The sequence below is a fragment of the Nocardia sp. NRRL S-836 genome, from assembly GCF_001279525.1.
Taxonomy (GTDB): Bacteria; Actinomycetota; Actinomycetes; order Mycobacteriales; family Pseudonocardiaceae; genus Lentzea.
In genome coordinates this window covers 59530-81392 of record NZ_LGDY01000089.1, presented here as the reverse complement: position 1 = coordinate 81392, position 21863 = coordinate 59530, and the positions used below count along the sequence as shown (strand labels likewise).

Annotated in this window: 26 protein-coding genes; 14 read left to right on the top strand and 12 right to left on the bottom strand. The window is 71.4% G+C overall.

Annotated elements, in window-relative coordinates; genetic code table 11:
• The first annotated feature begins 139 nt into the window (after nt 1-139).
• From lspA to ADL03_RS09870, 3 genes are all read left to right on the top strand, one after another.
• Nucleotides 140-688 carry a signal peptidase II gene (lspA, locus tag ADL03_RS09880; RefSeq protein ID WP_369808961.1) on the top strand — a complete coding sequence of 183 codons (549 nt, stop codon included), beginning with the start codon at nt 140-142 and terminating at the stop codon, nt 686-688.
• Nucleotides 689-729: 41 nt separating this feature from the next.
• Nucleotides 730-1614: an RluA family pseudouridine synthase gene (locus ADL03_RS09875; RefSeq protein WP_053733115.1), complete on the top strand. Its 885-nt coding sequence runs from the start codon at nt 730-732 to the stop codon at nt 1612-1614.
• A gap of 84 nt (nt 1615-1698) precedes the next feature.
• The gene (locus ADL03_RS09870; RefSeq protein WP_053733067.1) at nt 1699-2298 is read left to right on the top strand and encodes an NAD(P)-dependent oxidoreductase; all 600 of its coding nucleotides are present in this window, start codon (nt 1699-1701) and stop codon (nt 2296-2298) included.
• A 1-nt stretch (nt 2299) separates the two neighbouring features.
• Here the strand turns inward: ADL03_RS09870 and ADL03_RS09865 are convergent, their stop codons facing one another.
• Entirely contained in the window at nt 2300-3196 is an 897-nt protein-coding gene (locus ADL03_RS09865) for a LysR family transcriptional regulator (RefSeq protein WP_053733066.1), read from the bottom strand.
• Between the two features lie 51 nt (nt 3197-3247).
• Between ADL03_RS09865 and ADL03_RS09860 the strand changes: the two genes are divergently transcribed.
• Nucleotides 3248-4054 (top strand): inositol monophosphatase family protein, encoded by an 807-nt coding sequence (locus ADL03_RS09860; RefSeq protein ID WP_053733065.1) that lies wholly within the window; start codon nt 3248-3250, stop codon nt 4052-4054.
• Between the two features lie 6 nt (nt 4055-4060).
• On the opposite strand, the gene ADL03_RS09855 is transcribed toward ADL03_RS09860, so the two are convergent.
• Nucleotides 4061-4912, bottom strand: coding sequence for an AsnC family protein (locus ADL03_RS09855; RefSeq protein WP_157528425.1), 852 nt, complete (start codon nt 4910-4912; stop codon nt 4061-4063).
• Between the two features lie 184 nt (nt 4913-5096).
• Here ADL03_RS09855 and ADL03_RS09850 point away from each other — a divergent pair, with 184 nt between their 5' ends.
• Both ADL03_RS09850 and ADL03_RS09845 read left to right on the top strand, forming a co-directional pair.
• Nucleotides 5097-6302, top strand: coding sequence for a cytochrome P450 (locus ADL03_RS09850; RefSeq protein ID WP_053733063.1), 1206 nt, complete (start codon nt 5097-5099; stop codon nt 6300-6302).
• A 64-nt stretch (nt 6303-6366) separates the two neighbouring features.
• Nucleotides 6367-7569 carry an adenosylmethionine--8-amino-7-oxononanoate transaminase gene (locus ADL03_RS09845; RefSeq protein ID WP_231641717.1) on the top strand — a complete coding sequence of 401 codons (1203 nt, stop codon included), beginning with the start codon at nt 6367-6369 and terminating at the stop codon, nt 7567-7569.
• Here ADL03_RS09845 and ADL03_RS09840 read toward each other — a convergent pair.
• Nucleotides 7542-7784 carry a glutaredoxin family protein gene (locus ADL03_RS09840; protein ID WP_053733114.1) on the bottom strand — a complete coding sequence of 81 codons (243 nt, stop codon included), beginning with the start codon at nt 7782-7784 and terminating at the stop codon, nt 7542-7544. The genes ADL03_RS09845 and ADL03_RS09840 overlap by 28 nt on opposite strands.
• A gap of 36 nt (nt 7785-7820) precedes the next feature.
• Here ADL03_RS09840 and bioD point away from each other — a divergent pair, with 36 nt between their 5' ends.
• The 4 genes from bioD to ADL03_RS09820 all read left to right on the top strand — a co-directional run bounded on the left by bioD (nt 7821) and on the right by ADL03_RS09820 (nt 10432).
• Nucleotides 7821-8540, top strand: a complete 720-nt coding sequence (bioD, locus tag ADL03_RS09835; protein WP_053733061.1) for a dethiobiotin synthase — start codon at nt 7821-7823, stop codon at nt 8538-8540.
• Nucleotides 8541-8610: 70 nt separating this feature from the next.
• The gene (gene bioB, locus ADL03_RS09830) at nt 8611-9627 is read left to right on the top strand and encodes a biotin synthase BioB (protein WP_053733060.1); all 1017 of its coding nucleotides are present in this window, start codon (nt 8611-8613) and stop codon (nt 9625-9627) included.
• A complete protein-coding gene (locus ADL03_RS50750) occupies nt 9624-9824 on the top strand; it encodes a hypothetical protein (protein WP_157528423.1) in 201 nt (66 codons plus the stop codon). The genes bioB and ADL03_RS50750 overlap by 4 nt, the downstream gene beginning before the upstream one ends.
• A 14-nt stretch (nt 9825-9838) precedes the next feature.
• Nucleotides 9839-10432: a DUF2567 domain-containing protein gene (locus ADL03_RS09820; protein WP_053733059.1), complete on the top strand. Its 594-nt coding sequence runs from the start codon at nt 9839-9841 to the stop codon at nt 10430-10432.
• 20 nt (nt 10433-10452) lie between these two features.
• On the opposite strand, the gene ADL03_RS09815 is transcribed toward ADL03_RS09820, so the two are convergent.
• The 4 genes from ADL03_RS09815 to ADL03_RS09800 form a co-directional block, all read right to left on the bottom strand.
• Nucleotides 10453-11175 carry a putative hydro-lyase gene (locus tag ADL03_RS09815; protein WP_053733058.1) on the bottom strand — a complete coding sequence of 241 codons (723 nt, stop codon included), beginning with the start codon at nt 11173-11175 and terminating at the stop codon, nt 10453-10455.
• Nucleotides 11172-12416, bottom strand: a complete 1245-nt coding sequence (locus ADL03_RS09810) for an MFS transporter (protein WP_053733057.1) — start codon at nt 12414-12416, stop codon at nt 11172-11174. The genes ADL03_RS09815 and ADL03_RS09810 overlap by 4 nt, the downstream gene beginning before the upstream one ends.
• A 189-nt stretch (nt 12417-12605) precedes the next feature.
• Nucleotides 12606-13286, bottom strand: a complete 681-nt coding sequence (locus ADL03_RS09805) for an LON peptidase substrate-binding domain-containing protein (RefSeq protein ID WP_053733056.1) — start codon at nt 13284-13286, stop codon at nt 12606-12608.
• Between the two features lie 10 nt (nt 13287-13296).
• Nucleotides 13297-14001 carry an NUDIX domain-containing protein gene (locus ADL03_RS09800; RefSeq protein ID WP_304438797.1) on the bottom strand — a complete coding sequence of 235 codons (705 nt, stop codon included), beginning with the start codon at nt 13999-14001 and terminating at the stop codon, nt 13297-13299.
• A 65-nt stretch (nt 14002-14066) separates the two neighbouring features.
• On the opposite strand from ADL03_RS09800, the gene nadA reads away from it, so the two are divergent.
• From nadA to nadC, 3 genes are read left to right on the top strand one after another with little or no spacing between them, the layout of a single operon-like run.
• Nucleotides 14067-15086: a quinolinate synthase NadA gene (gene nadA / locus ADL03_RS09795; protein ID WP_053733055.1), complete on the top strand. Its 1020-nt coding sequence runs from the start codon at nt 14067-14069 to the stop codon at nt 15084-15086.
• Nucleotides 15086-16699 (top strand): L-aspartate oxidase, encoded by a 1614-nt coding sequence (locus ADL03_RS09790; RefSeq protein WP_082373019.1) that lies wholly within the window; start codon nt 15086-15088, stop codon nt 16697-16699. Before nadA ends, ADL03_RS09790 begins: the two co-directional genes overlap by 1 nt.
• Nucleotides 16696-17535, top strand: a complete 840-nt coding sequence (gene nadC, locus ADL03_RS09785) for a carboxylating nicotinate-nucleotide diphosphorylase (protein WP_053733054.1) — start codon at nt 16696-16698, stop codon at nt 17533-17535. Before ADL03_RS09790 ends, nadC begins: the two co-directional genes overlap by 4 nt.
• On the opposite strand, the gene ADL03_RS09780 is transcribed toward nadC, so the two are convergent.
• The 4 genes from ADL03_RS09780 to ADL03_RS09765 all read right to left on the bottom strand — a co-directional run bounded on the left by ADL03_RS09780 (nt 17506) and on the right by ADL03_RS09765 (nt 19820).
• Nucleotides 17506-17937, bottom strand: coding sequence for an antibiotic biosynthesis monooxygenase (locus ADL03_RS09780; protein ID WP_053733053.1), 432 nt, complete (start codon nt 17935-17937; stop codon nt 17506-17508). The two genes, nadC and ADL03_RS09780, sit on opposite strands and share 30 nt — an antisense overlap.
• Nucleotides 17938-18190: 253 nt before the next feature.
• Nucleotides 18191-18610, bottom strand: coding sequence for a TIGR03668 family PPOX class F420-dependent oxidoreductase (locus ADL03_RS09775; protein WP_053733052.1), 420 nt, complete (start codon nt 18608-18610; stop codon nt 18191-18193).
• 23 nt (nt 18611-18633) lie between these two features.
• Nucleotides 18634-19041, bottom strand: a complete 408-nt coding sequence (locus tag ADL03_RS09770) for a cupin domain-containing protein (RefSeq protein ID WP_053733051.1) — start codon at nt 19039-19041, stop codon at nt 18634-18636.
• A 5-nt stretch (nt 19042-19046) separates the two neighbouring features.
• A complete protein-coding gene (locus ADL03_RS09765) occupies nt 19047-19820 on the bottom strand; it encodes a carbon-nitrogen hydrolase family protein (RefSeq protein WP_053733110.1) in 774 nt (257 codons plus the stop codon).
• A 25-nt stretch (nt 19821-19845) separates the two neighbouring features.
• On the opposite strand from ADL03_RS09765, the gene ADL03_RS09760 reads away from it, so the two are divergent.
• Complete coding sequence (locus tag ADL03_RS09760; RefSeq protein WP_197288233.1) at nt 19846-21348, top strand: ABC transporter substrate-binding protein; 1503 nt, start codon at nt 19846-19848, stop codon at nt 21346-21348.
• Here the strand turns inward: ADL03_RS09760 and ADL03_RS09755 are convergent.
• A complete protein-coding gene (locus tag ADL03_RS09755) occupies nt 21341-21832 on the bottom strand; it encodes a hypothetical protein (protein WP_053733049.1) in 492 nt (163 codons plus the stop codon). The genes ADL03_RS09760 and ADL03_RS09755 overlap by 8 nt on opposite strands.
• Nucleotides 21833-21863: the final 31 nt, after the last annotated feature.

Here is a 21863-nt window from a genome sequence, read left to right as displayed (position 1 = left end):
GGTCGAGGAACCCCGGGCTGAGCCTGGGGCGACCACCGAGGCCGAGGACCAGCCCGCCGCCGGGCAGGCAGCGGAAACCGAGAAGGCCGCGCGGTCCGAGCCGTCGGACGAGACCGCGGCACCGGAGCGGTCCGCAGACCTGGACGAGCCCGAGCTCTCGATCACCGGCTCGCTGCCGGAACCGCGGACCACCTACCTCGCGGTGCTGGCCGCCGGTGTGCTGGCGCTGGACGTCCTCACGAAAGTCCTCTCCGTGGCGTTCCTGGAGCGCTCCGAGCCGATCCAGCTGTTCGGCGGCGTGCTGTACCTGACGTTCGTCCGCAACCCCGGTGCCGCCTTCGGGCTGGCCGAGGGGTGGACGTGGATCCTCGCGCTGATCGCGTTCGGGGTCGTCGGGTTCATCGCCTGGATCGCGCGCAACCTGCGCTCGAAGCCCTGGGCGGTCGGCCTCGGTCTCGTGCTCGGCGGTGCCGTCGGCAACCTCGTCGACCGCCTGTTCCGCGAGCCCGGCCCCATGCGCGGCCACGTGGTGGACTTCCTGTCGCTGTTCGACCCGTTCGGCCAGGTGTGGCCGGTGTTCAACGTCGCCGACATGGCGATCGTCAGCGGAGGCGCGACGATCATCATCCTCGCGCTGATGCAGCACGACTACGACGGGACGGTTCACAAGGAGAAGATCGACGCGTGAGCGGATACCGAACGCTGCCCATTCCCGACGGACTGGACGGCATGCGCGTCGACGCGGGCCTCGCGAAGCTGCTGGGCCTGTCCCGCACCGTGGTGGTCGCGATCGCCGACGCCGGCGACGTGCTGATCGACGGGCGGGTCGTGGGCAAGTCCGACCGGCTGACGGCGGGCGCGATGCTGGAGATCACGCTGCCCGCGCCGCCGCAGGCGGTGACCGTGCAGGCCATCCCGGTCGAGGGCCTGATCGTGATCCACGAGGACGACGACATCATCGTCGTCGACAAGCCCGTCGGCGTCGCCGTGCACCCCTCGCCCGGCTGGACCGGCCCGACCGTGGTGGGCGGCCTCGCCGCCGCGGGCCACCGGGTCGCGACCTCGGGTGCGGAGGAACGGCAGGGCGTCGTGCACCGCCTCGACGTCGGCACCACCGGCGTGATGGTCGTCGCGAAGTCCGAGTCGGCGTACTCGGCGCTCAAGCACGCGTTCAAGGAACGGACCGTCGACAAGGTCTACCACGCGATCGTCCAGGGCCACCCCGACCCGATCAAGGGCACCATCGACGCGCCGATCGACCGGCACCCCAAGCACGACTACAAGTTCGCCGTGATGAACTCCGGCAAGCCGTCGATCACCCACTACGAGGTGATGGAGGCGTTCCGGGCGGCCTCGCTCGTCGAGGTCCACCTGGAGACCGGTCGCACGCACCAGATCCGGGTGCACTTCTCGGCGCTGCACCACCCGTGCGTGGGCGATCTGACCTACGGCGCCGACCCGACGCTGGCCAAGCGCCTCGGGGTGACGCGGCAGTGGCTGCACGCGCGGCAGCTCGGGTTCCACCACCCCGGTTCCGGCGAGTGGGTCTCCTACACCTCGGAGTACCCGGACGACCTGGCCTCGGCGCTGGAGAAGCTGCGCGACGAAGGCTGATCGCAGCTCAATTGCGTCTGGGTAAATCACCGGTTGACGAGCTTTCATTTGATGTTAATCGGTGCCGGTCCTAGCGTTGCGGGCATGAACCTCACAGTGCTCGCGGCCTCCGGACGAACCGGTCTCGCACTCACCCGGCAGGCGCTGGAACGCGGCCACACCGTCACGGCGATCGCCCGCGACCCCGCCAAGATCGCGCTCGACCACCCGGACCTGCGCAAGGTCGCGGGCGACGTGGCCGACCCCGCGGGCATGGCGGTGGCCGAGGGTGCCGTCGTCCTCTCCGGCCTCGGGACGGACCGGGCGGGCGTGCTCCTCGACGGCGCGAAGGCGGTCGTCGCCGCCCGGCCGGAGCGGATCATCTGGCTCGGGGCGTACGGCACCGGCCCGTCCTCCGCGGCGGCCGGTGAAGGCGCACTCGTGCTGGAGAAGTTCCTCGGCGACCGGATCGCGGACAAGGTCGCGGCCGACGAGACCGTGCTCGCCGCCGGTGGCACGGTCTTCCACGCCGGGTTCCTCTCCGACGACCCGGAGAGCCCGCGGCGGCGCACGGTCGGCCTGGACGCCGCACCGCCGTTCGACCTCTCCGCCGCGGTGAGCCGCGAGACCGTGGCCGCGGCCATGCTCGACGAGGCCGAGTCACCGCGTTTTCCCGGCGCCGTCGCGGTGCCGCTGACCGGCTGACTCAGCCGGCGAGGGCCGCGAACGCCGCCCGCACCCGGTCGCGCAGCCAGGCGTGGGCGAGGTCGGAGTCGTAGCGCTGGTGCCAGTTGCAGTTGACCGGTGCCTGCGGTGACGGCGCCGGCAGCGGCCGGGTGACGAGCCCGAACGCGTCGATCAACGGGCGGCACAGGATCGCCGTGGTGGTGACCAGCGCGTCGCTCGCGGCCGCGATCTGCAGTGCGGAGTGGACAGTCGCCACGGTGGCGATCACCCTGCGGTGCAAGCCTTCCGCAGCCAGTAGATCGTCGATCGGCGCGGTGAGCCGGCCACGCCGGGAGACCACCACGTGCGGATGTGCCGCGTACGCCGCGAGGTCGAGGTCGTCGGCGCACGGGTGGTCCGGGCGCATCGCCACGGCGAGCGGGTCGTGGCCCAGCGTCTCGGAGCGGAACTCGGGCAACGCCGGGGCGCCGCCACCGAGCTCCAGGTCGACCCGGCCGTGCCGCAGGTCGTCGGTGTCGCCGGAGTGCTCGGCGAGCACCCGCAGCCGCACACCGGGCGCCTGCTCGGCGATCGTGGCGACCAGCACCGGCACCAGCGACGACGCCAGTGCGTCGTGGCACTGGACGGTGAAGGTGCGGTCCAGCTCGGCGAGGTCGAGCTCACGGCTCGGTGACAGCACGGCGTTGGCCTGCCGCACCAGCCGGTGCACCTCGTCGGCGATCCCCAACGCGTACGGCGTCGGCGTCATCGAGTGGCCGGTGCGGACCAGGATGTCGTCGCCGGTCACCTTCCTGATCCGGCCGAGCGTGCGGCTGACCGCCGGTGAGGACAGGTGCAGCCGTTCGGCCGCGCCCATCACGCTGCCCTCTTCGAGCAGCGCGTCCAGCACGGTCAGCAGGTTCAGATCCGCTTGCATGAACGTAAATCGTACTGATCACAAGATGTCCCGGAATCAATTGGAGCACCCATGAGCACGGACCTGCTGCCCGCCACCGTCACCGCCGTCCGCCGCGCCGGTGAGCGGATGCTGAAGCGGTACTCGCCCGAGTCGCGCACCGCGAGCCTCACCGAGGTCATCGCGGGCGTCCGCGCCAACGACGCCGCCGTCGTGGAGGTGCTGCGCCCCGCGCTCGCCGAAATCCGCCCGAGCGCGCGCTGGCTCGACGACGAACACGGCTCCGGCCCGCTGGAACCGGGCGAGTGGTGGCTGGTGGACCCGGTGGGCGGCAACATGAACGCCGTCCACGGCATGACCGACTGGAACATCGGCGTGAGCCTGGTCCGCGACGGCCGCCCGGTGCTCGCCGTCGTGTACTTCCCGTTGTTCGAGGAGGTGTTCACCGCGACCGAGGGCGGCGGCACGTTCCTCAACGGCGTGCCGGTGCGGGTGTCGGAGAAGACGTCACTGGACGGCGCGCTCACCGGCACCGGTCAGGCCCAGGCGGGGCAGGGACCGGAGATGGCCGACCGGGTCGGCGCCTCCTACAGCGCGATGGCGAAGGAGGCGCTGTACGTGCGGATCTCGGTGCCGGTGACCCATCAGCTCGCCCAGGTCGCCGCCGGGCGGATGGACGTGCACTGGCAGTACGACAACGTGCGCGCGCACGCGTCCGGTGTGTTGCTGGTGCAGGAAGCCGGCGGTGTCGTCACCGACCTCGACGGCGAGCCGTGGGAGCTGACCACGCGCGAGTACGTGGCCGCCGCACCCGGCGTGCACGCGGCGGCGTTGAAGGTCCTGCGCCAGCCTGCGCCAGCCGGTGCTAGGCAGTGCTAGGCAGCGTCAGTCCTCGACGGTCCACACGAGCGTGTTGACGTCCACCTCGGGCCGCACGCTCCAGCGCACCTGGATGATCTCCGTCGTGTCCGGCAGCACGAACACCGTGTGCCCGCCGGCGGTCTCACCCGGCTGCACGCCGAGCTTGTGCGCGGGCCGCGACGACAGCGACACCGGCGCCTTCGTGACGGACTCGCCGGTCTTGGTCACCAGCACCAGGTACATGTCCGGCAACGAGGTGTACGGCACCTTCGACGCGTTCGTGACCTCGGTGTGCACGACCACGGCCCGTTCGCCCTCGGCCAGCTTGTACCCGGCCGCGGTGAACAGGAAGTCGGCCGGGTCGACGACCTCGACCAGCTGGATCGACAGGCGGGCGCCTTCGAGGCTGTCCGCCTCCAGCACCGTGCCGACCTTGCCGGTGCGCACGACCGGCCGGGGCTGCGGAGGCTGCGGCTGCTCGGTGCGGACCCACCCGGCTGACTGGGGCGGGCCCCAGGTGGCCTGCTGCGGCTGGGCCGGGAAGGGCTGCGACTGCGGGTTCTGCGGACCGTACGGCACCGGGTGCGGACCGCTGACGTGGTGCGGGCCGCTCTGCTGCACGGCGTAGGCGCCGGACGGCGGCGGACCCTGGTAGCTGCCGTAGGCGGCCGCGTTCGCCAGCGCTCTGCGGATGCCGTTGGGGTCGCACTCGACGCCCACGAGCAACGGCAGACCGCTGCCGGACAACGTGATCAGGCGCATGGCGGCCTCGCGCGGGTCCATGCCGAGCCGCTGGGCGATCTCGTGCACGGCGGCACGACCAGAGTCGGCGAGCATGGCCAGCAAACGGGCGTCAACGGGATCAGGGGCCACCACGAATTGAACGCTACCCCGCGCTCCTGATCTCCCCATCACCGCCCGGCCGCAGCACGATCACGGGTGCCGCCCGGCGAATCCGATGTGGACGGTCCGGTCCTTGCGACCGGCGGTGACGAGGTCTCCTTCGCGGCCGGCGCGGAAATAGTGGCGAGAGTCGAGTTAACGGGGTTAACTGGGTGGGGTGACGACACTCACCCGGTTGCCCGACGACTACGTCCAGAACCCGCACGAGGTCCACGACCTGCTGCGCGCCGAGGGCCCCGTGCAGGAGCTCCAGCTGCCGCGCGGGCTCAAGGTGTGGCTCGTGACCCGGTACGACGAGGCGAAGCTCGCCCTCACCGCGCCGCAGGTCAGCAAGAACGTCCTGGAGGGCGGCCACCTGATGGCGGCGCACTCGTCCGGCGAGGTCGAGAACCGCGAGATCGAGCCCACGCTGTCGGTCCACATGCTCAACATGGACCCGCCCGGCCACACCCGCCTGCGCAAGCTCGTGACCAAGGCGTTCACCGCCCGCCGCGTCGAGCTGATGCGCCCCCGCGTGCAGGAGATCGCCGCCGAGCTGCTCGCGAAGCTGGCCGACGGTGACGAGGTCGACCTGCTGGAGGCGTTCGCGTTCCCGCTGCCGATCACGGTGATCTGCGAGCTGCTCGGCATCCCGATCGACAACCGCGCCGACTTCCGCGAGTGGTCGAACCAGCTGCTGACCTTCGGCACGGCCGAGCAGGTCCAGGCCGCGGCCTCCGCGATGGCCGCCTTCCTGCACCAGCACGTCACGGCGATCGCCGAGGCCGAGCCGAACGACACCTTCTTCTCCGCCCTGGTGCACGCCGACGACTCCGGCGACCGGCTGAGCACCGAAGAGCTCATCTCGATGGCGTTCCTGCTGCTCGTGGCCGGCCACGAGACCACGGTGAACCTCATCGGCAACGCCGTGCTGGCGCTGCTGAGGAACCCGGAGCAGCTGCGGGTGCTGAAGGACCGGCCGGAGCTGATCCCGGCCAGCACCGAGGAGTTCCTGCGGCTGGAGGGCCCGGTCAACGTCGCGACCTTCCGCTACACCAAGGAGCCGCTCGACCTGGGCGGTGTCACGGTGCCGGCCGGCGAGATCGTGATGGTGTCGCTGATCGCGGCCAACCGGGACCCGGAGAAGTACGAGAACCCCGCGCAGCTCGACGTCACCCGGTCCGCGCAGGGCCACCTGGCGTTCGGTCACGGCATCCACTTCTGCCTGGGCGCGCCGCTGGCCAGGCTGGAGTTCGACGTGGCGCTCACGCAGCTGCTCGCCCGGTTCCCGAACCTCTCGCTGGCCGCCGAGCCGGAGACGCTGGTGTGGCGGGACAGCACGCTCATCCGCGGCCTGCACACCCTGCCCGTGCGCCTGGCCTAACCTTCGGCGGGTGGACGACCTGCTGAAGCTCGACCAGGCGCACGTCTGGCACCCGTACGGCCCGATGCCGGGCACCCAGGAGCCGTTGCTCGTCGAGTCGGCCTCCGGTGTCCGGCTCACCCTCGCCGACGGCCGCGAGCTGGTCGACGGCATGTCGTCGTGGTGGGCGGCGATCCACGGCTACCGGCACCCGGTGCTCGACGCGGCCGTCACCGGGCAGCTGGGCCGGATGAGCCACGTGATGTTCGGCGGGCTCACGCACGAGCCCGCCGTGCGGCTCTGCGCGAAGCTCGTCGACATCACCCCGGCCGAGCTGCGGCACGTGTTCCTGTGCGACTCCGGCTCGGTGGCGGTCGAGGTCGCCGTCAAGATGTGCCTGCAGTACTGGCGTTCGCGCGACCGGCCGGAGAAGCGGCGGCTGCTCACGTGGCGCGGCGGGTACCACGGCGACACGTTCAACCCGATGTCCGTGTGCGACCCCGAGGGCGGGATGCACGCGCTGTGGCGGGGAATCCTGCCGGTGCAGGTCTTCGCGGACGCACCACCCGCGGAGCTCGACACCGCGTACGTGCAGCACCTCGCCGACCTGGTCGAGGCGCACGCCGACGAGCTGGCCGCGATCATCGTGGAACCGGTGGTGCAGGGCGCGGGCGGAATGCGCTTCCACGACCCCCGCTACCTGCACGTGCTGCGCGAGCTGGCGTACACGCACGACGTGCTGCTGGTGTTCGACGAGATCGCCACGGGCTTCGGGCGCACCGGCGAGCTGTTCGCCGCCGACCACGCGAACGTCAGCCCGGACGTCCTGTGCGTCGGCAAGGCCCTGACCGGCGGCTACCTGTCGATGGCCGCCACCCTGTGCACGCCGCGGGTCGCGGACGGGATCAGCCGGGGAGAGGTGCCGGTGCTCGCGCACGGGCCGACGTTCATGGGCAACCCGCTCGCGTCGGCGGTGTCGCTGGCCTCGATCGACCTGCTGCTGTCCCAGGACTGGAAGCGCGAGGTCGCGCGCATCTCGGCCGGGCTGTCGACCGGCCTCGAACCCGCGCGCGCGTTGCCGGGCGTGAAGGACGTGCGCGTGCTGGGCGCCATCGGTGTCGTGCAGCTGCACGAGCCCGTGGACATGGCACGGGCGACGAAGGCGGCGGTGGACGCGGGTGTGTGGCTGCGGCCGTTCCGCGACCTGGTCTACACGATGCCGCCGTTCGTCAGCACGGACGACGACATCGCGCAGATCGCTCAGGGCGTGATCGCGGCGGCGAGCTGAGTGTCGGACGGCTCGACCAGGAACTCGCCGTTCGGCAGCACCACGACCGGGATGTTCTTGCGGCCGGAGATCTCGACCGCCCTGTCCCGCGCGGCGTCGTCGTGCTCGACGTCGACGTAGGTGAAGGGCACGTTGTTGCGGGTCAGCCACGCCTTGGCGCGGCGGCAGTCACCACACCACTCGGCGCCGTACATCACGATCGGTTGCTCAGTCATGTGGTCACGGTAGGTCACGCTCTAAGGTGAGGATTCGTGAGCGTGCTGGTGATCACCGGAACGGGAACCGAAGTCGGCAAGACCGCCGTCACGGCGGGCATCGCCGCGCTGGCCAGGGCAGGCGGCAGACGGGTCGCGGTGCTCAAGCCCGCGCAGACCGGCCTGCTGCCCGGCGAGCCCGGCGACGTGGCGGAGGTGGCGCGGCTGGCGGGTGACGTGACGACCCGTGAGCTGGCCAGGTACCCCGACCCGCTGGCACCGGCCACCGCGGCCAGACGCGCGGGCATGGCCACCGTGCACCCCAGGGACGTCGCCGCCGAGGTGACCGCGCTCGACGAGACGCACGACCTGGTGCTGGTCGAGGGCGCGGGCGGGCTGCTGGTGCGGTTCGACGAGGGCGGCTCGACGCTGGCGGACATCGCGTGGGCGGTGAACGCGCCGGTGCTCATCGTCGCGCAGGCGGGCCTGGGCACGCTGAACGCCACCGCCCTGACCGCGGAGGCGTTGCAACGGCGCGGCCTGGAGTGCATCGGTGTCGTGGTGGGCAGCTGGCCCGCGCACCCCGACCTCGCGTCCCTCACGAACCTCGCCGACCTGCCGGAGGCGGCCGGCGGTCCGCTGCTCGGAGCGCTGCCCCAGGGTGTGACGAAGCTCGGCTCCGTGGACTTCCTGGCGGTGGCCAGGAGATCGTTCTCACCCTGGTTCGGCGGTGAGTTCGACCCGGACACGTTCGCCGCTCAGTTCGCGGTCCAGTGACCTACGTCGCTCCACGCTGAAGGATTCAGTGCGGCATAGTGCACGCCAGGCCACAGGAGGAGGAGAGACAGTGACCGCGGCTCCGGAACAGATCGACGTGCTCGACGAGGCTCGTGAGCAGGTGCTCGAACGAGGTGTCGGCCTGTCCGAGGCACAGGTCCTGCAGGTGCTCGAACTCCCCGACGACCGCATCCCCGAGCTGCTCGCGCTGGCCCACGAGGTCCGCGAGCGCTGGTGCGGCCCGGAGGTCGAGGTCGAGGGCATCGTCTCGCTCAAGACCGGCGGCTGCCCGGAGGACTGCCACTTCTGCTCGCAGTCCGGCCAGTTCCCCTCGCCGGTGCGCTCGGCGTGGCTCGACATCCCCGGCCTGGTCCGCGCGGCCCGGCAGACCCGTGACACCGGCGCGACCGAGTTCTGCATCGTCGCGGCCGTGCGCGGCCCGGACAAGCGGCTGCTCTCGCAGGTCCGCGACGGCGTCAAGGCCATCCGCGCGGACGGCAACGACATCCAGATCGCCTGCTCGCTCGGCATGCTCACGCAGGAGCAGGTAGACGAGCTCGTGGCGATGGGCGTGCACCGCTACAACCACAACCTCGAGACGGCTCGCTCGCACTTCCCGAACGTCGTCACCACGCACTCCTGGGAGGAGCGCTGGGACACGCTGACGATGATCCGCGCCGCGGGCATGGAGGTCTGCTGCGGCGGCATCATCGGCATGGGGGAGACGCTGGCGCAGCGCGCGGAGTTCGCCGTGCAGCTGGCCGAGCTGGAGCCCGACGAGGTGCCGCTCAACTTCCTCATCCCGAACCCCGGCACGCCGTACGAGAACTACCCGGTCGTCGAGGGCGCGGAGGCGTTGCGCACGGTCGGCGCGTTCCGGCTGGCCCTGCCCCGCACGATCCTGCGGTTCGCCGGCGGCCGTGAGCTGACCTTCGGCGACCTGGGCGCGAAGCAGGGCATGCTCGGCGGCATCAACGCGATCATCGTCGGCAACTACCTGACGAACCTCGGCCGCCCGGCCCAGCAGGACCTCGACATGCTCGAAGAGCTGTCGATGCCCATCAAGGCACTGAGCCAGACGCTGTGACGGTCACGACCGTGTACTGCTCGTTCTGCGGCAAAGAGGAAGCTGACGGCGACCACGCCCTGTGCCGTCAGCGGCTGTCCGTGATCGACCCGCCGCGGTACTGCTCGCAGTGCGCGCGCCGGATGGTCGTCCAGGTGACCCCGGACGGCTGGACGGCGCGCTGCAGCCGCCACGGGGAGATCGGTTCCGCGCGGTAGTAACCTTCCGCGACATGGACGAGATCGCAGCGCCGGTGCGCGTCGACACCGTGCCGGAGCCGCAGTACGTCTACCACTACGTCCGGCCGCGGCCGAGGGTCGTGGTGAAGCGGGACCTGCTGCCGGCCCTGTCGGTGCTGCTCACGACGTCGGTCTTCGGCATGGGCGCCGCGTTCCTCTGGGCGTGGCTCGCCCCGCCGCAGACGAAGGTCGCCTCGCCGCAGGAGGGCGTCGGGTTCCAGCCGTTCGGGGTGGAGAGCTACCACCGGATGGACGCCCTGATGGTGTTCGTCGTCATCGGCCTGGGCGCGGGCGTGGTCACCGGCGTCGCGGTGTGGATGCTGCGCCAGCGGCGCGGCCCGGTCGTGATGGTCGCGATGACGCTCGGCTCGCTCGCGGCGGCGGCGCTGATGCAGTGGCAGGGCGGCAAGACGGTCGAGGGCATGTACCCGACCGGTGGCGTGGCCAAGCCCCTCGACACGCTGCAGTTCCCGCCGCAGCTGGAGACGTGGTGGGGAATTCTGGCGTGGCCGCTGGCCGCGGCGCTCACCTACGGCTGCTGCGCGGCGTGGAACGGCCTGGACGACCTGGGGCGGCGCCTCGGCTGAGGCACCGCCCTCGCGGCCGCCTACCCGACCCGGTAAGCGAAGTCCGGCATGTCGGTCACGAACATCTGACCCGGCGCGTGCGTGATCGCGAACGGCGGCCTCGACCGCATCAGCACCGCCTGCGGTGTCACGCCGCATGCCCAGAACATCGGCACGTCACCGGGTTCCGGCTCGACCGCGTCGCCGAAGTCGGGTGCGCCGACGTCCGCGATGCCCAGCAGCCGCGGGTCACCGGCGCCGACCGGTGCCCCGTGCACCGACGGCATCAGCGCCGTGACCTTGTGCGCGATGTCCACAAGGGACTCCGGCACCCAGCGCATCGACACGACCATCGGCCCGTGCAGCCGCCCGGCCGGCCGGCACTGGACGTCCGTGACGAACATGGCGACGTTGCGGCCCTGTTCGACGTGCCGCAACGGCACACCCGCGCTCCGCAGCGCCGTCTCGAACGTGAAGCTGCACCCGATCAGGAACGTCACCAGGTCGTCGCGCCAGTGGCCGGTGGCGTCCTCCGGTTCCGCGGTCAGCTCGCCGTGCTCCCAGATCCGGTACCGCGGCGCGTGGGTGCGCACGTCCGCGTCCGGCTTGAGCGAGCTGACCGTCTCGCCCGCGTCCAGCACGTCGAGCACCGGGCACGGTTTGGGGTTGCGGTGGGTGAAGAGCAGGAAGTCGTACGCCCAGTCCTTCGGGATGGCGATCAGGTTGGCCTGCGCGAGGCCCGGTGCCTTGCCCGCTGTCGTCATTCCAGCTCCTTGTTCACCGTCTCCGGCAGCCAGAAGAGCGCGACGACCGCGATCCCGTAGGCAGCCGCTCCGAACAGCATGGCACCGCCGGTGCCCATCCGGTCGGCCATGAACCCGACCAGGCCGGGGAACACGGCGCCGAACGCGCGCCCGAGGTTGTACGTGAAGCCCTGCCCGGTGCCGCGCAGGTGCGTGGGGTAGAGCTCGCTCAGGTAGCTGCCGAACCCGCTGAAGATGGCCGACATGCAGAACCCGAGCGGGAAGCCGAGGAACATCACCAAGGTGTTGGCGCCGTTGGGGATCTGCGTGTACGCCACGATCAGCAGCGCGCTCGCGACGGCGAACAGCGTGAAGGTCTTCTTGCGCCCCAGGCGGTCGGTGAGGTAGCCGCCGCTCACGTACCCGATCCACGCGCCGGTGATGAGGAACGCGAGGTACCCGCCGGTGCCGATGGTCGTCAGCTTGCGCTCGGTCTGCAGGAACAGCGGCAGCCACTGCGCGAGCGTGTAGTAGCCGCCCTGCACGCCGGTCGCGAGCAGGGCCGCGAACAGGGTGGTCTTGAGGATGGGCCCCTGGAAGATCTTGGGGAACGTGCCGCGCGGCCGGGGTTGTGCCGTGACCGCCGGGGCGTCGTCGACGTTGCGCCGCACGTAGAAGATGAGGACCGCCGGCAGCGCACCGGTCCAGAACATGATCCGCCACGACCAGCTCGGCGCCGCGAACGAGCTGACCAGCGTGTTGACGATGACCGCCAGGCCCCAGCCCACGGCCCACGCGCTCTGGACGAACGCCACCGTCCGCCCGCGGTACCTCGGCTTGCAGTACTCCGCCACGAGGATCGCGCCCGCCGCCCACTCACCACCGAAGCCCAGGCCCTGCAACGCGCGGAACACCAGCAACGTCTCGTAGTTCGTCGCGAAGCCGCACAGCACGGTGAAGAACGCGTACGCCGCGACCGTGATGACCAGCGTCTTCGACCGCCCGAACCGGTCGGCCATGACACCGGCCACCGCGCCGCCGATGGCGCTCATCAGCAGCGTGCTGGTGCCCAGCAGCCCGGCTTCGGCCTTGGTGAGGCCGAAGTAGCCGGTGATCGCGACCAGGCTCAGCGGCAGGACCCAGTAGTCGTAGGAGTCCAGCCCGTACCCGCCGAACGCGCCGACGAAGGCGCGCCTGCCCTTCGCGCCGAGACTGCGGAACCAGGCGGCGCGCCCTGTCTCCTCGGTCGTGGTCGTGCTCATGCGACACCTCGCAGCGTGGTGGAGGAGCGGTGGAGTGTGATGTGGCACTCACTGTAAGGATTGTTCAACAATCCCACAAGACCACAATCCAACGATCCGTCGCCGCGCAGCCCGAAGCGTGATCACGACATCTGAGCTGTGAGCGCATGGCGAGGAGCCCACCGGGGCAGGCTGAGCTGCTGCTGCCGGCTAGTTCGGGTTCGGGACGTGGCCGAACTCGGTCAGCGGCACCGGAACCGCCTTCAACGCGCTGAGGATGCCGGTCTCGCGGTGCAGCATCCGCCGCACCAGCCGCAGCCGCCGCGCCGGCGAGGTCTCCTCCAGCAGGCGCTGCCGGTCGTCCACGGGCAGCAGGCAGTCGGCGGCGAGCAGGTAGGACAGCGTGCCGAGGTCGACGTCGTCGGCGGGGGCCGACCAGTCCTCGCGGTGCCACGCGGCGCCGCAGTACCGCTCGTGGGCCGCCCGCGCGCCGCGTTCCAGGATCGGCACGACCTCCAGTGCCGCGTCCGGGACCGGTGAGTCGTCCAGGTACTCGACGGTGCCCAGCAGGTACGGCGCGGTCGTCGCGTCGACGTCCAGCAACCGGAACCGGCGCACGCCGCGCGTGACGATGTCGAAGCGGCCCTCCGGCAGCGGGCGGGCGTCGAGGAGGTCCGCGGAACAGCCGATGTCCTGCAACGACTGGACGTTGTCGGCACCGACCTCCCAGCCCTCCTTGATGCAGACCACGCCGAAGGTGCGGCCGAAGAGGGTGCCGGTCATCAGGTCCACGACGAGCTGCCGGTAGCGGGGCTCGAAGATGTGCAACGGCATAGACGCCCCCGGCAACAGGACTGTGCCCAGGGGGAAAAGCGGAAGCGTCTCTGCCACGCCGCTTACGTTACGGGGTGCCACCCGCGCCTGCTGGACGGCCGGAGCCCGGCGGTCTCAGCACGGCGAACGGATCGGTCACTTTGATTCCCCTTGCGCTGAACCGGAACAGGGCGGCGGGGCGGCCGCCGGACGGTCCCGGAGGGGCGGTGCCACCGGTCGGTTCGAGCAGCAACCGGCGTGCCAGCACGCGTTGGAGGTTCGTTGCGGAGACCCGGTAACCGAGCGCGGCGGAGTAGTGGTCGCGCAGCAGGGAGATCGTGAACTCCGGTGGTGCCAGCGCGAAGCCGAGGTTCGTGTAGGACAGCTTCGAGGCCAGGCGGTGCCGGGCCCGGTGCACGATCGCGGAGTGGTCGAACGCCGTGGCGGGCAGCGTGTCCACGCAGTGCCACGCGGTGTCCGGCGGCACCACCGGGTCGACGTCGGAGGGGACCAGGCTGAGGAACGCCGTCGCCACCACGCGCGGTCCGGGGACGCGGTCGGGTGCGCTGAAGACGGCGAGCTGCTCGACGTGTGACAACTGTCGCACGTCGACCTTCTCCGCCAGCTGCCGGCGGATGGACGTCTCCACGTCCTCGTCGACCCGCAGGCCGCCGCCGGGCAGCGACCAGCGGTGAGCGTGCGGTTCCCGAGCGCGTTCCCACAGCATGACCTGGAGTGACGCACCTCTCACCCGCAGCACAGCTGCCAGAACTTCATGCCCCACGCCCGCCACTCGGCTGATACTATCGGCCACGTTTTCGACCAGTAGGCGAAAACCTGGGAACCGAGGAGGCAGCGATGGTCGCTACCGCAACCGTGGAGCGAACCGCGTCAGGTGTGTTCGGCGGAGTCGAGCCGGACGCGGCGTGGCGGGACGAGGTGTTGCGGCTCGCGAAGGAGCGGGACGCGGTCATCCTGGCGCACAACTACCAGCTCCCCGAGATCCAGGACATCGCCCACCACACCGGCGACTCGCTCGCGTTGTCCCGCATCGCCGCGCAGTCCGACGCGCAGACCATCATCTTCTGCGGCGTGCACTTCATGGCCGAGACCGCGAAGATCCTCGCGCCGGCGAAGACCGTGCTGATCCCGGACGAGCGCGCGGGCTGCTCGCTCGCCGACTCGATCACCGGCGCGCAGCTGCGCGAGTGGAAGGCGCAGCACCCCGGCGCGGTCGTGGTGTCCTACGTCAACACCACCGCCGAGGTGAAGGCGGAGACGGACATCTGCTGCACGTCGTCGAACGCCGTCGACGTGGTGCGCTCGATCCCGGCCGACCGCGAGGTGCTGTTCTGCCCCGACCAGTTCCTGGGCGCGCACGTCAAGCGCGAGACCGGCCGCGAGAACCTGCACATCTGGGCGGGCGAGTGCCACGTGCACGCCGGCATCAACGGCCCCGAGCTGGCCGAGCGCGCCGCCGCCAACCCGGACGCGGACCTGTTCATCCACCCGGAGTGCGGCTGCGCCACGAGCGCGCTCTACCTCAGCGGCGAGGGCATCGTCCCGGCGGAGAAGGTCAAGATCCTCTCGACCGGCGACATGATCACCGCCGCGCGCAGCACGAACGCCCGCAAGGTGCTCGTCGCGACCGAGGTCGGCATGCTGCACCAGCTGCGCAAGGCCGCGCCGGAGATCGACTTCCGCGCCGTCAACGACCGCGCGTCCTGCACCTACATGAAGATGATCACGCCGGCCGCGCTGCTGCGGTGCGTGCGCGAAGGCTTGGACGAGGTGCACGTGGACCTGGAGACCGCCAAGCGCGCCCAGGGCGCCGTGCAGCGCATGATCGAGATCGGTCAGCCCGGCGGCGGTGAGTGATGGCCGTGCGCTGGGAGGCGCGGGCCGACCTGATCGTGGTCGGCACGGGCGTGGCGGGGCTGACGGCCGCGCTGCGGGCCCGTGAGCTGGGACTGCGCGTCCTGGTCGTCACGAAGGCGGCCGGCGACGACGGCAACACCCGGTGGGCGCAGGGCGGCGTCGCGGTCGTCATGGCGGACCAGCACGACCCCGGCGACTCGGTGCACCGGCACGTCGAGGACACGCTGACGGCCGGCGCGGGCCTGTGCGACGACGCCGCCGTCGCCGCGATCATCACGGACGGGCCCGCGGCGGTGGCGCGGCTGCGCGAGCGCGGTGCCGTGTTCGACGCCCACCCCGACGGCCTGCTGGAGCGCACCCGCGAGGGCGGCCACAGCGCGTTCCGGGTCGTGCACGCCGGTGGTGACGCGACCGGTGCCGAGGTCGAGCGCGCCCTGCTCAAGGCCACTGTGGACGGTCGAGTTCCGCTGCTGGAGAACCACGTCGCGGTCGACGCGGTGAAGACGCCGCTCGGTGCGGTCGGCGGTCTGCTGGTGCTCGACGGCAACGGCGTGCCCGGCGTGCTGACCGCGCCCGCCGTGCTGCTCGCGACCGGCGGTCTCGGCCAGATGTACCAGGCGACCTCGAACCCGTCCGTGGCGACGGGCGACGGGCTGGCGCTGGCGTTGCGCGCCGGTGCGCTGGCCGCGGACGTCGAGTTCATCCAGTTCCACCCGACCGTGCTCTACACCGGTCGCGGTGCGCGGGGCCGGTGCCCGCTCGTCACCGAGGCCGTGCGCGGCGAGGGTGCCGTGCTGGTCGACGCGACCGGCGCACGCGTGATGAAGGGCGTGCACCCGCTGGAGGACCTGGCCCCGCGCGACGTCGTGGCGGCCGCGATCACCCGGCACATGGCGGCCGCGCCCGGTGGCGTCGACGACCACGTCTTCCTGGACGCGACCTCGTTGCACGACATGGCTTCCCGCTTCCCGACCGTGCACGCGGCCTGCGCGTCGGTCGGCATCGACCCGGCCGCGGACCCGATCCCGGTGGCTCCCGCGGCGCACTTCGCCTGCGGTGGCGTCGTGTCCACAGTGGACGGCCGCACCGGCGTGACCGGTCTGTACGCCGTCGGCGAGGTGGCGCGCACGGGCCTGCACGGCGCGAACCGGCTGGCCTCCAACAGCCTGCTCGAAGGCCTGGTCTGCGGCACCCGTGCCGCGGAGGCCGTCGCCTCCGACCTGGCACTGGGCCTGGTCGCCCCGGCCCGTTCCGCCGAACCGGCGCTGCCCACCGCTCCGGTGGCGGACCGCGACCTGTTGCAGCGGGTGATGTCCCGCTACGCCGCGATCGGCCGTGACGCGGAGGGCCTCGCCGTCGTCGGCTCGGTGCTCGACGTGTCCACTGTGGACAAGCAGCTGGAGTCGCGCGAGCTCGTCGAGGACGCGGCCCTCACCATGGCCGCCCGCGCGCTGATCGCCGCGGCGCAGGAACGCACCGAGTCACGCGGCTGCCACGTGCGCACCGACCACACGGCGCGTTCGCAGGCGTGGCAACGCAGTCAGCTCGTCCGGCTCACCCCGACCGGCCAGCCCGTGCTGGCCGATCCCGTTCTCGCGGAGGGTGTCGCATGACCGACATCGACTGGGACGACGCGAACCGCGTCATCCAGCTGGCACTGGAGGAGGACCTCCGCTACGGCCTGGACGCCACGACGCTGGCGACCGTGCCGGAGAAGGCCGTCGCGACCGCGGAGATCACCCCGCGCGCGGCTGGCGTGCTGTGCGGCGTGTCCGTGGCGCGTGCCGCTTTCCAGCGCTACCTGCCCGAGGTCGAGGTGCTCTCCGAGGCCTCCGACGGCGACAAGGCCGTGCCCGGCGAACCGGCACTGGTGCTGAGCGGCCCGACCCGCGGCCTGCTGACCGTCGAGCGCACGGCGCTGAACCTGGTCTGCCACCTGTCCGGCATCGCCACCCAGACCGCACGCTGGGTCGGCGCCGTCGAGGGCACCGGCGCCCGGATCCGCGACAGCCGCAAGACGTTGCCGGGCCTGCGGTCGCTGCAGAAGTACGCGGTCCGCTGCGGCGGCGGCGTGAACCACCGGATGGGCCTCGGCGACGCGATCCTGATCAAGGACAACCACGTCGCCGCCGCCGGTTCGGTCGCCGCGGCGATCCGCGCGGCCCGCGCCCACGCACCGGACCTGCCGATGGAGGTCGAGGTCGACAGCCTCGCACAGCTCGACGAGGCCATCGCCGAGGGCGCGGAACTGGTGCTGCTGGACAACTTCACGCCCGAGCAGTGCTCCGAGGCGGTCCAGCGCCGCCCGGACGGCGTGCTGCTGGAGGCGTCCGGCGGACTCACGCTGGACGTGGCCCGCCGGTACGCCGAGACCGGCGTCGACTACCTCGCGGTCGGCGGTCTCACGCACTCCAGCCCGTCACTCGACCTCGGCCTGGACCTTCGCTAGCGGCGCGTAGCGGACGAAACCGCCGTGCTGGACGCCGGGGAACTCCACCACCCGCTTCCAGTCGGCGGTCTCGGACCCGACCCCGCCCCGCGGCGTGCGGGACACGGCGTCCTCGTGGTCGGCCGCACTGACCCACTCCGCGTAGTTGACCACCCGCTTGCCGTCCGCGCGGATGTGGAACGCCGCAGAGATCCCACCGGGGTGCGGGTTCGGCTCGCTGGCGAGCGCGGCGAACACCGCGTCCACCCAGCCGCGGGCGGTGGCCTCGTCCTCGGTGTCGACCGTGACGAGCACGACGCAGCCCGGCTCCCGGTCGTCGCGCGGGCCGCCGGAGCGGTAGAGCGCGTAGCCGTCGAGGTCGTGGCGGTCGCGGACGAACGAGGGCAGCTGTGGAAGTGTCATGCCCCGATCCTGGGAGCTCGACCTAGCTTGAGGTCAAGCGCTCAGTCGAAGCCGCACCCGCGCAGCTCCCGCATCAACCAGAGGACGCCCTCCAAGATTCGATCAGCCGGCCCCGCACACGCCTGGCACAGCAGTTCGCGCATCGCCCGTCGCTGCCGGCCGGCAACTCGGAGGTGTAGCCGAGGCCGTCTCGACGCACCGTCAGGCCGCATTCCAGATGGTGCTCGGCGGAACGCCTTCGGGCGCGGGACGTTCAAGGCGTGAACGACCAGCCACGCCACGCCTGCACGTCGACCCAGACCACCGGTCCGGCGGGAACGTTCCCCCGGTACTGGGGGTACTTCGCACACAACCAGCCGAGCGTGCGGCTCCGCTCCTCGTCTTCGACCGGCACTCGCGCGACACCATCCGCGCGAACCCACCACAGCCGGGACCAGTCCTCGTCGTACTCGTCCACGAGCAAGGACACCCGTGGGTTGGCTTCGATGTTGTGCAACCGCTTCAAGCTCGTCGTGGTCTTCGGCTTGTGGTCGACGGCGAAGACCACGACGTCGTCGTGCACCGCGAAGGTGACCGGCACGAGGTGCGGGACCGACCTCGCGTCGGTCGTCGCCAGCCGGGCGACCCGTGCGCCGGCGAACCGGTGTCGTGCCTGGTCCTGCGAGAAAGCCACGGCAGGAACCTAACGCAGGTGGCTCAGTCGAACGAGCAGCCCGGGTTCGGCTCGTCGCGCGACAACGGCGTGCCCGCGGGGTTGACGTACAGCACCTCCAGCACCATCGGCGCGGTGCCGAGGTTGCGGCCGATGTGCACGTGGTTCGGTTCCTCCACGAGGACGTCGCCGCGGTGGTGCACGAACGTCGTGGTGCAGTCGCCCAGCGTCCTGGTCAGCACGCCCGCCTTCACCACGGCGTACACCGTGCCGTCGTGGTTGTGCCAGCCGGTGCTGCCGCCGGGGTCGATGGTGAGCTCCCGCAACGTGTAGTCGCGGCCGGCGGCCGACCACTGGGCGATGACGTGCGCGGTCACGCCGCGCGAAGGCGTTGCCGAGGCGACGCCGGAGAACAACAACAACGCGGCCACCACGGCCGTGACGAGGCGCATGGAACTCAACGTAGCCGTCGGTTGGCCAGCACCGGCAGCACCTCGCGTGCCTGTTCCACCGACGCCAGGTCGAGGTCGGCCACCGCCACCTCCGGCCGGTCGGACAGCTGGAGCACGACCTCCCCGAACGGGCTGGCGACGGTCGAGTGGCCGATGCCGGTCGGCGCCGACGAACCCAGGTCGCCGGGGTAGGCCTGGCCGCACGCCACGATGAACGACGTGCAGTCCAACGCGCGCGCTCGCACCAGGAGCTCCCACTGTTCCTTCTTGCCCGGCCCGGCGCCCCACGACGCACCGACCAGCACCGCCGACGCGCCCTTGTCCGCCAGCGCCGTGAACAGCGCCGGGAAGCGGATGTCGTAGCAGGTGGCCACGCCCAGCGTGACGCCGTCGACGTCGAATGTCACCACGTCCGAACCGGGGGCGACCGTGCGCGACTCCTGGAACCCGAAGGCGTCGAACAGGTGGATCTTGTCGTAGCCGGTGTGCACGTCCGGGCCGGTCACCAGCATCGTGTTCGCCACCCGGTCGCCGGACGGTGTGAACATGCCCGCCACGACCACCACGTCGTGCGCGGCGGCGATCTCGTGCACGGCGGAGGCCCACGGGCCGTCCAGCGGTTCCGCGACCGGGCCCAGCGGCACGCCGAAGCGGCACATCGTCGCCTCGGGCAGCAGGACCACCCGCGCGCCGTCGGCCCTGCGCACCGCGTCGCGGACGAGCTCCAGGTTGGACCGGGGGTCGGTGGTGGAGCTGATCTGACTCACGGCGATGCGCATGAGCACCACTGTAGGGTCGCGGACTGTGTCGCGTTACCCACTGCTCCTCGTCGCGTTGCTGGTCCTCGCGGGCTGCACGGAGACCGCCGCCCCCAGCCCGGACGGTGGGGCGAACGGCACGTCGATCGTGCTCGCCGACCGCGACGAGCCGACGACGCTGAACCCGCTGCTCGGTTACGGCGCGCAGGGCGTGTCGAAGATCTACGACGGGCTCGTCGAGCACCGCCAGGACGGCTCGCTCGCGCCGCAGCTGGCCGCCGACCTGCCCCAGCCCGCGCCGGACGGGCTGAGCTGGACGGTGAAGCTGCGCGGTGACGTGAAGTTCACCGACGGCAGCACGTTCGGCGCCGAGGACGTCGTCGCGACCTACACCGCCGCGCTGCAGAGCCAGGTCAGGGACCGGTTCGCCACGCTGAAGACCGTCGAGCGGCTCGACCCGTCCACCGTCCGGTTCCAGCTCAACCAGCAGCACGCCGCGTTCCCGCACCTGCTCGTGCTCGGCATCCTCCCGAGCGAGCAGGCGAACCCGAACGGGCAGCCCGTCGGCACCGGCCCGTACAAGGTCGTGGACTGGAAGAAGGGCGACCGGCTGCTGCTGGCGGCCAACGAGGGCTACTTCGGCGGCGCGCCGAAGATCAAGCGGCTGACCGTCGTCTTCGTCACCGACGACAACCAGCGCGTGCGCCGCATGCAGGACGGCGAGTTCGACGGCACGGTGCTGCCGCCCAAGCTGGCCGCCGGGTTCGCCAACCGGTCGGGACTGCGGGTGCAGTACCACCGCAGCGCCGACTACCGGGCCGTCGCGCTGCCGGCGGGCCACCCGGTCACCGGCAACGCCGGCATCCGGCTCGCGCTGAACTACGCGGTCAACCGCCAGGGCATGATCGACAGCCTGCTGGAGGGCAAGGGCACCGTCGGCTTCACACCGGTGCCGGACGCGCTCGCGGAGGACTTCGACCCGACGGTGAAGTTCCGCTACGACAAGACCGAGGCCGCCCGCCAGCTCGACGCCGCGGGCTGGGTGCCCGGACCCGACGGCATCCGGGTCCGCGAGGGCGTGGCCGCCCGCTTCACGCTGATGTACCCGCTCGGCGACGACCTGCGCGCCGACCTCGCCACCGCGTTCGCCGCCGACGCCAAGGCCGTCGGCGTGGAGGTGCAGCTCGCGGGCCTGTCGTGGGAGGCGATCCGGCCGCGCATCGGCCAGGACGCGCTGCTGTCGGGCGAGGGCTCGCCGTTCGACCCGGACCTGATGCTCTACGGCCTGCGCGGCCAGGGCAGCCCGGCCGCTGACGCCGCGCTGGAGAACGGCCGCAAGCTCATCGACCCGGCCCAGCGCGCGGTGGCCTACAAGCTCTTCCAGCAGGCGTACGCGGCCGTGCCGACGATGACCGTGCTGGTGTTCCCCGAGCACGCGTACGTGCTGCGCGACTCGTGGAACGGCTACCAGCCCGTGGTCGACCCGAACTCCTACGGCGCGCTGTCGTGGGGCCCGTGGTGGAACATCGAGCGGTGGGAACCTAAGTGAGGCGTGCGTTGATCTCGCGCACGGCCGCTTCCGGGTCGTCCGCCCAGAACTCCACCCGCCGCACCTGCTTCGCCCCGGTCCGGCCGAGGTCGACCAGCTGCGGCTCGCGGAACGGCACCGACACGTTCGTCTTGGCCAGCGACTGGATGACGACCGCGTCCCCGACCACCTCGACGGTGCGCCGGCCCTGGTGACCGCGCTCGGCGACCTGCGCCGCGGCCAGGTCCGCGGTCGGCAGCCGCCAGTCGAAGAACCCGAGCTGCCGCAGCCGCAGCTCGTCGCCGGACACCGAGTGCGGCTGCTTGTGCAGCACGTACAGGGCACCCACGCACACGACCAGGTTCAGCACCCCGACCAGCAGCAGCACGACCTGCAGCCACCAGACGTGCAGCGCGAACGCGACCAGCCCGATCCCGACCGCCGTGATGATCAGGAACCGCCAGTACCGCGGCCGCATGCGCTTGCCGTAGGGGATCTCCACCATGGCGCAGAGCCTATTTCCGCAGCGCACGCAC